Source organism: Streptomyces tritici, from assembly GCF_048500665.1.
In the GTDB taxonomy this organism is placed as follows: domain Bacteria; phylum Actinomycetota; class Actinomycetes; order Streptomycetales; family Streptomycetaceae; genus Streptomyces; species Streptomyces tritici.
Window position 1 is genome coordinate 6,717,410 of the sequence record NZ_CP183183.1, and the last position, 10,285, is coordinate 6,727,694.

Sequence of the window (10,285 nt, forward strand, 5' to 3'; positions counted from 1 at the left end):
GGACGCCTCGGCGGCGTGGCACCCGCCGACACGAGCTGCCCAGCGCGTACAGGTATGTCCTGGTCCCCTTCCATCCTGAGGAGCCACGCATGAAGACCACCCGCTCCCTGTACCGCCGTACCGCCCTGGCCGCCGCAGCAGTCGCCGCCTCCGCGCTCTTCCTGACCAGCTGTGGAGACAACGGCAACGGCTCTCCCGCCACCTCTCCCAACCCCACCACGTCCGTCTCGGTCCCGGCAGGCGAGCACAACCAAGCGGACGTCGACTTCGCCCAGGGCATGATCCCGCACCACCGCCAGGCCGTCATGATGGCCGGCATGGCCGAAACCCGGGCCTCCTCCAGTGATGTCAAGGCCCTCGCCGAGAAGATCAAGAAGGCCCAGGAACCGGAGATCGCCACGATGTCCGCCTGGCTCACGGCCTGGGGCGAAAAGGTCCCTGGAGGCATGGACGGGATGGACGGCATGGACCACGGCGACGCCTCGTCCATGCCCGGCATGATGAACGACCAGCAGATGGACGACATGCGAGGCGCATCCGGCAAAGCCTTCGACACCATGTTCCTGACCCAGATGATCAGGCACCACGAAGGCGCCGTCGCCATGGCCGAGACCGAGACGAAGGAAGGCGCCTACGGCCCCGCCAAGGAACTCGCCGACGACATCATCACCGCCCAGAAGGCGGAGATCACCCAGATGAAGGAGATGCTCGGCACCGACTGAGCCCGGCGGGTGCAGGCGACCGTGCCCATGCGGCGGGCAGAAGGCCGCAGCTCCGGTCCGGCCTCCGCGCCTGGTACACCGGGGCACCCCGCCACGCCTCCCCTGAGAGGCCCACCGGGGTGCCCGGCCACGACGATCTACCGCCCCCGCAGGAGCCGTCCCAGGCGCACCCACCACGAGGCGGCGCGGGGCGCGGGCACCTGTCCGCCCTCGGGGCCGGCCTGTGCCCACAGCCCGGCGGGCGGCTCAGGCGGCAGCCCCGCGGTGGGCGGCGGCGGGGCCGGCAGTGGCGTCGTGACCTCCTGGCCCTGGGCGGAGCGCGGGGCGAACGTCACGGGCAGCGCCGTGAGATGCCGCGCCCACGTGGTGGAGCGCCAGCCGAGTTCCTCCTCGGGGACGGACAGCACGATGTCCGGCAGCCGGGTCAGCAGGATGTCGATGCCGGTGTCCGCGATGACACGGCCGATGTCCTGACCGGGGCACTCGTGGCTGCCGGCGCTGAAGGACAGGTGCGCCCGGCTGTGGTAGACGGGGGCCGACGGATCGGGCCGGATCGCCGGGTCGACGTTGCCGGCGGCCAGGCCCAGCAGGAGCATGTCGCCCGCCTTGATCTGCTGTCCGCCCAAGGTCGTGTCCCCGTTGGCCCAGCGCGCCGGGCACACCAGAAGGGGCGGATCGTCCCACAGCACCTGCTCGACGGCCTCCGGCAGGGTCATCTGACCGCCGGCCAGCGAGCCGCGGAACCGCTCGTCGGTGACCACCATGCGCAGCACGTTCGACATGAGGTTGGTGGTGGTCTCGTACCCGGCGAGCAGGATGAGCCACAGGTGGTGCTTGACCTCCTCGTCGGTGAGTCCGGCCGGATGCGCCATCAGCGCGGAGGCGATGTCCTGACCGGGCCGGGACCGCTTCACGACGACCAGCCGTTCGAGGCTCTCCAGCACGTACGCGTTGCTGGCGAGCGAGGTCTCCGTGGCCTTGAACAGGTCGCGGGCCGCGTGCACCAGCTCCGGACGGTCCTCCTCCGACATGCCCAGCAGGTGGGTGAGCGTGAGCATCGGCAGGTACTCGGTGAACTGGCTCACCAACTCCGCCTTGCCGCTCTCGCAGAACGAGTCCACCAACTGGTGCGCGAAGCGGGTGATGTGACGGCGCAGTCCGCGGTGGTCGAACTGGTTCAGTCCGGCCGTGACGGCGCCGCGCAGCCGCTGGTGCTCCTCGCCGTCCGCGCAGACGCAGTCGGGACGCCAGCCGATCAACGGCATCAGCGGGGAGTTCTCGGCGTCGATCTCGCCGCTGCGCCAGCCGTGCCAGACCCGCGGGTCGTGGGAGAACTGGGTGGAGCGGGTGGCCACGTCGCGGTTCTCGAGGTACCCGAGGACCAGCCAGGCGCGGACGTCGCCGTCGAGCAGGACGGGCGCCACCGGTCCGTGGGCGGCCCGCAGCTTCTCGTACAGGCCCATGGGGTCCGTCGCCGCGAGCTCGCCGTAGAGCCGGGTCGTGCCGTCGGGGCCGGTGGCCGCGTGCGCCGGACACCCCGGCGGGGGCACGGCGGCGGAGGGGCCGGCGGCGTCTGGTGTGTGGGGTCGGGACGGGACGGTCATACGGTCTCCTGGGCGGCGAGGGTGCACAGGTAGACCATCAGCGACAGCAGGGCGTCACGGCAGGACGACCGGTCGCGCGCGTCACAGGTGACGATGGGCACGGTGTCGCTGAGGGCCAGAGCGGTGCGCAGTTCTTCGACAGGGTGGTGTGGGGCCTCGGGGAAGGCGTTGACGGCCACGACGAACGGGACGCGGCGGTCCTCGAGACGGGTGATGACCTCGAAGCAGACCTCGATCCGGCGGGTGTCGACCAGGACCACGGCGCCGAGGGCGCCCTCGAAGATCCCGTTCCACAGGAACCAGAAGCGCTCCTGGCCCGGTGTGCCGAAGAGGTAGAGGATCAGCTCCCGGTTGATGCTGATCCGGCCGAAGTCCATCGCGACGGTCGTGGTGTTCTTGCCCTCGGCGCCGGGATTGTGGTCGATCCCGACGCCGGCCTGCGTCATGGTCTCCTCGGTGGTCAGCGGCGGGATCTCGCTCACCGAACCGACCATGGTCGTCTTGCCGACCCCGAAGCCGCCGACGATCACGACCTTGACGCCCCGGGCGCCGTGGGGCAGCAGCATGTCGGTGTCGCGTGGGCCCATCGGCGGCGCGTCAGAGCTTGCGTAGTCCATGGATCACCGCCTCCAGAAGGCTGCGTTCGGGGAATGCCGCGACGGGCACCGGTGCGATGGCCTCGACCCGCTCGTCGTCGACGAGCCGGGACAGCAGGACGGTGACGACGCTGAAGGGAAGGCTCAGGTACGCCGACACCTCGGCCACCGACAGCGGGTAGCGGCACATCGTGAGGATCGCCGCCTGCTCGGGCTGCATCGAGGGTTCGGGCTCCGACCGCGAGGCGATCAGGGTGACGAGGTCGAAGGTCTTCACCGAGGGGCCCGAACCCCCGGTGATGACGTACAGGGGAACGGGAGTTCCCTCGTCCCAGTCGTCGTGGTTCTCAGACGTCACATCGCCTGCCCGACGTCATCGCGGGGCGGGCTGGTCATGTGCTGGCCGATCCGGACCACCAGGGTGCGCATCCGGTCTCCGAGCAGTCCGGCGTCCACCTCCTCGTCGGCGAGCACGGCGAGGTAGGCGCCGGGCCCGGCCGCCATGAGGGAGAAGTAGCCGCCGTCGGCCTCGATGCCGACCATCCGCGTCGTGCCGTCACCGTGCGGGAACATCTGGGCGATGGCCCGCGCCAGACTCTGCAGGCCGGAGCAGGCCGCCGCGATGGCGTCGGCGGTGTCGGGAGCCGTGTTGGCCTGCCCGATGCACAGGCCGTCGGCGGACAGGACGACCACGTGCCGTACGTACGGGACGCCGCCCACGAGCTCCTTGAGCATCCAGTCCATGTTGGGCAGTGGCTGCATGTTACTCGACCTCATCTGACGGCTCGACGTGTGGAGTTGACGGTTCGGCGGCCGGCTTCTTCTCGCCGTTGAACGCCTCCCACATCAGTCCCGGCTGACGGGTCGTGCCGGTGCGGGAGGAGGCCGGCGGGGCGGGGGGCGTGGGGGAGGTACGCACGACGGGCCGGGGCACGGGGGACTCCCGGCGCCGCTGCGGGAGGCCGTTGACGGTCCGCCCGGGCTCGCCGGAGCCGGCCGGGAGGTCGGCCATGGAGAGCGGCGCCGGCGGCGGGGGAGCGGTGACCGGTACGGGGCGGGAGGGGCCGCCGACCCGCCTGCGGGCGGGCTCCGGAATGGCCCGGACGACGGGCTTCTGCACGGTGGTGATCAGGCGCCGGGGGACGAGCACGACCGCCCGGACGCCGCCGTAGGCGGAGGTGCGCAGCTCGACCTCGCAGCCGTGCTCGCGGGCGAGCCTGGCCACGACGGGCAGGCCGATCTGGGTCACCTCGCCCAGGCCCGCGAGGAACACGCCGGAGGCGGCCTGGGTCATCACGCGGTCGATGCGCTGGCGGACCTCCTCGGTGAGCCCCACGCCGCGGTCCTCGATCTCGATCGTGATGCCGGACGGCACCTCGCTCGCGGTCACCTCCACGGGGGTGTGCGGCGGGGAGAACGTCGTGGCGTTGTCGAGCAGTTCGGCGAGCAGGTGGATCAGCGGCTCTGCGCCGGGGCCGACCACCGCCACCTCGGTCACGGACTGCAGCTTCACGCGCGGGTAGTCCACGATGCGCGACATGGCCCCGCGCAGGATGTCGTACAGGGGGATGGCCTTGGACCACTGGCGTCCGGGGCGGGCGTCGCCGAGGACCGCGATGCTGGCCGCGAGACGGCCGATCAGGGCGTTGCGGTGGTCGATGTCCTGCAGACCGCGGGAGACCACCACGTCCGTGCCGTGCACGATCTGCATCTGCCGCAGGTCCTTGGCGAGCTGGTGCACGATCGCCTGGACCCGGCGGGCGACGGCGACGAGCGCGCGCTGCGAGGAGTCACGGGTGTTCTCCTCGGCCTGCACGGCCTCCAGGAGCGTCTGCAGGGCGTTCTCGAGCGCCTCGGTGAACACGGGGTCGAGGTGCTCGCCGAAGGTCACCGAGCGCATGATGTCCGAGGCCGGATCGCCCTTGTGCAGCCGGGCGACGGCGGCGGGCAGCAGTTCCTCGGCGAACCACACGGCGGTCGCCCGCTGGTCGGACAGGCTTCCCATGAGGGCGGCCTCCCGCTGCGCGTAGTACGCCTGGACCTCGGCGCGGGCCCGCGCATGACGGTCCGCGTCCGCCGCGCTGAGCAGACGCGCGCTCACGGCGGAGGTGACGACCGTCAGGACGACCGCGGTGACGCCGTACCAGGCGAGCTCTGTCCGTATCTGAGCGGGGAAGAACATCAGCCCTATGGCGAGAGCGAGGGCCAGGGCTCCCGGGGGAATGAGCCACACCGGGGAGCCCGCACGCGGCCGAGCTCTGGAAGGCGAACCTGCACGAACCATCAATGGGTCCCTCGACAGTCAGGAATGAGCGGACTGAGGTGCCGCGATGCGCCGACGGGAACACGGTTTCGCAACCAGGCGCCGGCCCGCGTCGCTCACTCGCTGTGAGCGCACCGCAACACATGTGGGGAGCATAGTCAGTTCGTGTTTGGTGTGTGCCGTTGCTGAAAGGGAAGCTCCGTTCAGTCAATCCCTTCCAATAAAGCGAAAAAACAATGGGCAGAAAAAGTCATCGAGCGATCAGGTTGTGACGTTGCGAAACTCCTCGGCCTTGCGCCGGGCCGTCTCTGGCTCCAGCACCCCCAGTTGGAAGGTGAAGTCGCAGTCGAGCACCCGGCGCTTGCGCCGGATCTCCCGCAGCCGGTACAGGCTCCAGCGCCACTGCAGCTTGTAGACGACCTTCAGGAAGAACCACCGCGACGGCCCCTGCGCGCAGTACGCGGCCTCGTCCTCGTAGACCCGGAAGCCGTAGTCGCGGGCCAGCACCGCAATGGGCCCGGGGGTGAAGAACATCAGCTGCCGCTTGCCCGACGTGGCCAGGGCGTCGAGGGCGGCCCGCATCAACCGCCGCCCGTGGCCCTGCCCTTGGTGTTCCTTCAGGATGTACATGACGGCGACCTCGCACCAGTCGCCGAGCAGGTGGTGGACGAGGAGCGCGCCCACCAGCTCGCCGGTGTCGCCGTGCACCAGTGCGAACGTGTCGCGCCCGCCCGTCCACTCGGCGGGGCTGTACCCGGTGATCTTCGGCGAGTCCCTGATCTCGGCGACGACGACCCGGGCTTCGTCCCGGGTCAGCGGCCGGCGCTGCACCTCGGTCGGCACCCGCGTCTCCGGGGCGGCGTCGGCGCCGGGGGCGTAGGCGGTGCGGTCGGTGGGCACGGTGAATCTCCTCATGTGTACGAAAAAGCCTTGGGGTTGTGCGAAAAAAGGCGTGGAAGTGCGCGAAGGAGGGCGACGGAGGGCGACGGAGGGAAGGTCAGTGCCCGCCCGTGGCGCGCATCGCGGCCCACGTGTCCGCGACCGTCTCCGTGACCGGCCGGCAGCGCAGGCCCGTCGCCAGGGCGCGGGACACGTCCGCGCGGTGGACCGCGTCGTGCAGCTCGCCGCCCGGCGGGCACCAGATCGGCAGGTCCTCCCAGCCCGAGACCCCGGCCTCGGCCAGCGTCTCCGGACCGACCCACACCAGCCGCGCCCGCCCGCCGGTCGCGGCGACGCAGGCGTCGAGCAGCTCGCCGATCGTCGTGTGACCCGGCGGCCCCACCATGTTGTACGGGCCGCTCAGCCCCGACTCCAGGGCGTCCAGGATCCAGCGCGCCATGTCCCGTGCGTCCACGTACTGCAGGGGCGTGTCCCGCGGGCCGGGCGCCAGGAGCGGGCCGCCGCGCGCCGTGCGCTCCAGCCACCAGGGCAGCCGGCCCACGTTCTCCCGGGGCCCCAGCAGGAGGCCCGCGCGCACCAGCAGCGACCGCCCGTCGCCGAACTCCCGTTCCACCGCCAGCTCTGCGCCCCGCTTGTCCGCCGCGTAGTCCGTCGCCTCCGCGTCCGGATCGCCGTCCACCAGCGGCCCGTCCTCGCCGAGCCCCGCCGGCACGGGCCAGGTGTACACGGAGCGGCTCGACACGAACGCGTACCGCCCGGCCCGTCCCGACAGCAGCCGCGCGGAGTCCCGGACGACCCGGGGCGCCGACTTCCACGTGTCCACGACCGCGTCCCACTCGCCCCGCCCGAGCGCCTCCAGCCCGCCGGGCGCCGTACGGTCGCCGCGCAGCACCGTCACGCCCGGCGGCGCCGGATGCTCGCCCCGGTGGAACACCGTCACGTCCCAGCCGCGGTCCCGCGCCTCCTCCGCGACCGCCCGGCCCGCGAAATCGGTGCCGCCGAGCACCAGCAGCCTCACCACGCCCACCCCCGAGATCCCGTTCCCCGCACGGTCACGCGACCGTCCCGGCCGCCGACCGGTACGCGGCGAACCGCTCGGCGAGCTCCAGCGCCCGGTCCTCCGCCTCCGACAGCTTCATCTCGGCGCAGGCGTAGCCGAGTTCCTCCGTCAGCACCGCCATCGACGACGGCTCGAAGACCACCGTCCCGTCGTCGCGGATCTCGCTGATGCCGTCCTGCACCTGACCCGAGCGGAGGATGTCCTCGGCCCGCCGCGGCGTCATCCCCTCGGGCAGCACGCGCTCGAAGGAGCCGTCCGCCCGCAGGGCGACCGGCTGGCCGCCCACCGCACCGCCCGCGCCGGGCGCGTGGACCAGCGCGGCCCGCCCGTCGGCCAGCGGTTCCAGGACGCTCAGCGCCGAGGCCGCCGTCATCGCCTGGCCGGGCAGCCCGCCGGTGCGCCGGTACCGCTCCGGCAGCCGCTTCAGGAGCGCCGGCACGTCCAGGCGGTCCGTGACGTCCTGCCCGTCCACCCGGACGCCCAGGCCCAGGTCCGCCGGTCCGCTGTCGCCGTGCCGGGACAGGCGGTGCGAGACGTAGTGGTGGGCCACGAGCCGCACCTCCACCGCCTCGACCGGGCGGCCGAGTTCGTCCGCCACGGCCGCGGTGATGCCCGGCACGTTGTTGGCGACGTTCCCGATGCCCAGGTCCGGCGAGAGTCCCGCGCCCCGCAGCGCGGGGTGCACCGCGTCCGGGTAGGCGGCGTTGACCACGACCGGTCTCAGCCCCGACTGCCGCACCGCCTCCATCGCCTTCATCGCCGGGACCAGGTGCATCGGCAGCCACGGCCCGTAGTTGGCGGCGTACAGCCTCCGGAACGCCGACTCCTCCAGCGTCGAGATCACCCACCACGACTGGTAGCTCGCCGCCAGGAACAGCACGTCCGGCCGGAACGCGGCGATCTGCTCCGCGGTGCGCGCCACGTCCCGCAGATCGGTCACGGCATGACCGACCCGGGGCGCGTGACCGCGCTGCATCGCGCAGAACCGGGCGAGGTTGGCCGCCCGGAGCACCGCCTCCTCGTCCCGGCCCACCAGCCGCAGTTCGCGCGGGCGGTCGCTGTGCGCCAGCTCGTGGAAGGCGCGGCGGCCGATGTCGCCGGCGCCCAGGACCATGACCTTGCGTGCCTCGTGCGCGGGGTGGTTCATCGGATCCTTTCCGGGGTCACGACGACGTCGGGGGAGAAGGGAGAGCCGGGGGCGCCGAGGGAGGCGGCTGCGGACCGTCGGGAGACGGCCTCGGCCACCAGATCCGGGAGGTCCGCCATGGAGCGGAACACCCGTGCGCCCTCCCGGTGCGCGCCGACCGCCGGATCGGGCGCGTACTGCAGCACCCGCATTCCGGCGTCGACGCCGGCGGCCACGCCGACCGGGCTGTCCTCGATCACCAGGCAGTCCGCGACGGCCGCTCCCGAGCGCTCGGCCGCGGCCAGGAACAGCTTCGGATCGGGCTTCCACGCGTCCACCTCGTACGCGGAGTACAGCCGCCGCCCGAAGTGGTGCAGGATCCCCGCCTGGGCGAGGCGCCGCTCGATGAGCTCCAGCGGGCTGTTGGACGCGACGCACATGCCCGACACACCCGGCAGGGCGGCCAGCAGGTCCAGCGCCCGCGCCACGCCCGCGAGAGGTTCGAGCCGGCCGCCGATCAGCTCCTCGCACCGGGCCCGGGCGAGCGCCACGGCGTCCGGCGGCGGCGGGGTCCCGGCCAGCTCCTCCAGCAGGTCCAGGCACTCCTGGAGCTTCTTGCCGGAGAACAGCTCGTCCCGCCGCTCCTTGCCGAGCGTGACGCCCATCAGCTCGCCCACGTGGGCCAGTCCGCCGTTCTCGGCGTCCTGCGTGTCGACCAGGACGCCGTCCAGGTCGAAGACGAGAAACGTTCCCTCGCGCTCAGTCGGCGTCATAGCTGATCCAGTCGACGTCCTCGACGGCGGCTATTGCCGCGGCCAGTTCCTCGTGGCCGGCCGCTCTGCCCAGGACCGCGGCCACGTTGCCGCGCGCCCCGATCCGCCAGTCCACGCACGCGCCGGGCTCGGTGAGCACCGTGACGCCGGCGACCTGCGGCAGCCGGCGCAGCGCGGACACGTTGCGGATCTCCCGCACCCGCCGCGCCCCGGCGGGCGGCACGATCAGATAGTGGAAGGCGATCGGCCCGTCCCGCTTCACGTCCGGCGTCTCGTACGGCAGTCCGAGGGCCGCCGCCACCGCCACGTACGCCGGATCGGACGTGCCCGAGCGGACGGCCAGGTCGTCCACCCACGCCCCGAGCCGGCCGTTGACCTCGATGACCCGGGGGCCGTCGGCGGTCAGCTTGATCTCGACGTCCGCCACCCCGTGGACGTTCAGCGCGCGCACCGCCCGGCAGGCCAGGTCCCGCACGGCCCGCTCGTCCTCCTCCGGCACCACCGACCAGCCGCCGTAGCCGCCCCGCTCCCGGAACGGCTCGGCCAGCGCGAACTTGCTGGTCACGAAGACCGGACGCACGTCGTCGCCGACGGCCACGCAGTCCACCGCGATGTAGTCGCCCCACGGGGCGGGCGTGGGACGGCCCACCAGCAGCTCCTCGATCATCACGGCCGTCTCCACCGGGCCGCCGCCCGAGCCGTCGAAGACCTCCGCGACGGCCGCCCGGCACTCCTCGGGGGTGGTGACCGCCCGCGTGTTGCGGCTGGAGGCGCCGACCACCGGCTTGATGACGGCCGGCAGGCCCACGTGCGCGAGCGCCTCGTCGACCTGGTCCGGCGCGGTCAGGGTGCGAAAGCGGACCGCGTCCACACCCGCCTCGGCGAACCGCTCCCGCTGCAGGTCCTTGTGCGTGATCGCGGGCACGTCGGCGGGGGAGTGGTACGGCAGACCCAGCGCGGCGGCCAACCGGGCCGTGCGGGCGATCTGGAACTCGCTGAAGGTGATGATCCCGGAGGGGCCGAGCGCCTTCAGCGCCGTCACCGTCTCCTCCTCGGAACGCCCCGCCGTGTCGACGACGGTGCCGAGGATCTCCAGGGTCGGGATCATCTCCCGGGCGTGCGCGGTGTCGGCCACCACGAACACCAGGGCGCAGTCCGCGCGCCGGGCGGCCTCGGCCAGCCGCGTCGGGGCGAGGCTGCCGGTGTCGTACACGGTCAGCAGCACCGGTCGGTCACTCATG

General features: G+C 72.5%; 11 protein-coding genes. 1 reads left to right on the forward strand and 10 read right to left on the reverse strand.

The features are described from left to right. The first annotated feature begins 89 nt into the window (after window positions 1-89). Window positions 90-722 carry a DUF305 domain-containing protein gene (locus tag ACNJ93_RS30860; RefSeq protein WP_418960754.1) on the forward strand — a complete coding sequence of 211 codons (633 nt, stop codon included), beginning with the start codon at window positions 90-92 and terminating at the stop codon, window positions 720-722. A 137-nt stretch (window positions 723-859) separates the two neighbouring features. Here the strand turns inward: ACNJ93_RS30860 and ACNJ93_RS30865 are convergent, their stop codons facing one another. The 10 genes from ACNJ93_RS30865 to ACNJ93_RS30910 all read right to left on the reverse strand — a co-directional run bounded on the left by ACNJ93_RS30865 (window position 860) and on the right by ACNJ93_RS30910 (window position 10,284). Beyond that, window positions 860-2,326, reverse strand: a complete 1,467-nt coding sequence (locus tag ACNJ93_RS30865) for a cytochrome P450 (RefSeq protein ID WP_418960755.1) — start codon at window positions 2,324-2,326, stop codon at window positions 860-862. Continuing rightward, a complete protein-coding gene (locus ACNJ93_RS30870) occupies window positions 2,323-2,943 on the reverse strand; it encodes a GTP-binding protein (RefSeq protein WP_418960756.1) in 621 nt (206 codons plus the stop codon). The genes ACNJ93_RS30865 and ACNJ93_RS30870 overlap by 4 nt, the downstream gene beginning before the upstream one ends. Further along, complete coding sequence (locus ACNJ93_RS30875; RefSeq protein ID WP_418960757.1) at window positions 2,924-3,280, reverse strand: DUF742 domain-containing protein; 357 nt, start codon at window positions 3,278-3,280, stop codon at window positions 2,924-2,926. Before ACNJ93_RS30875 ends, ACNJ93_RS30870 begins: the two co-directional genes overlap by 20 nt. After that, on the reverse strand, window positions 3,277-3,684 hold the full coding sequence (locus tag ACNJ93_RS30880; protein ID WP_418960758.1) for a roadblock/LC7 domain-containing protein: 408 nt from the start codon (window positions 3,682-3,684) through the stop codon (window positions 3,277-3,279). The genes ACNJ93_RS30875 and ACNJ93_RS30880 overlap by 4 nt, the downstream gene beginning before the upstream one ends. Before the next feature lies 1 nt (window position 3,685). Next, window positions 3,686-5,104, reverse strand: coding sequence for a sensor histidine kinase (locus ACNJ93_RS30885; RefSeq protein ID WP_418960759.1), 1,419 nt, complete (start codon window positions 5,102-5,104; stop codon window positions 3,686-3,688). Window positions 5,105-5,446: 342 nt separating this feature from the next. Continuing rightward, on the reverse strand, window positions 5,447-6,085 hold the full coding sequence (locus ACNJ93_RS30890) for a GNAT family N-acetyltransferase (protein ID WP_418960760.1): 639 nt from the start codon (window positions 6,083-6,085) through the stop codon (window positions 5,447-5,449). 97 nt (window positions 6,086-6,182) lie between these two features. Then, window positions 6,183-7,103 (reverse strand): NAD-dependent epimerase/dehydratase family protein, encoded by a 921-nt coding sequence (locus ACNJ93_RS30895; protein WP_418961585.1) that lies wholly within the window; start codon window positions 7,101-7,103, stop codon window positions 6,183-6,185. A gap of 34 nt (window positions 7,104-7,137) precedes the next feature. Beyond that, window positions 7,138-8,292, reverse strand: coding sequence for a hypothetical protein (locus tag ACNJ93_RS30900; protein WP_418960761.1), 1,155 nt, complete (start codon window positions 8,290-8,292; stop codon window positions 7,138-7,140). Then, window positions 8,289-9,044, reverse strand: a complete 756-nt coding sequence (locus tag ACNJ93_RS30905; RefSeq protein WP_418960762.1) for an HAD family hydrolase — start codon at window positions 9,042-9,044, stop codon at window positions 8,289-8,291. Before ACNJ93_RS30905 ends, ACNJ93_RS30900 begins: the two co-directional genes overlap by 4 nt. Next, window positions 9,031-10,284 carry an ATP-grasp domain-containing protein gene (locus ACNJ93_RS30910; RefSeq protein WP_418960763.1) on the reverse strand — a complete coding sequence of 418 codons (1,254 nt, stop codon included), beginning with the start codon at window positions 10,282-10,284 and terminating at the stop codon, window positions 9,031-9,033. Before ACNJ93_RS30910 ends, ACNJ93_RS30905 begins: the two co-directional genes overlap by 14 nt. Window position 10,285 lies beyond the last annotated feature (1 nt).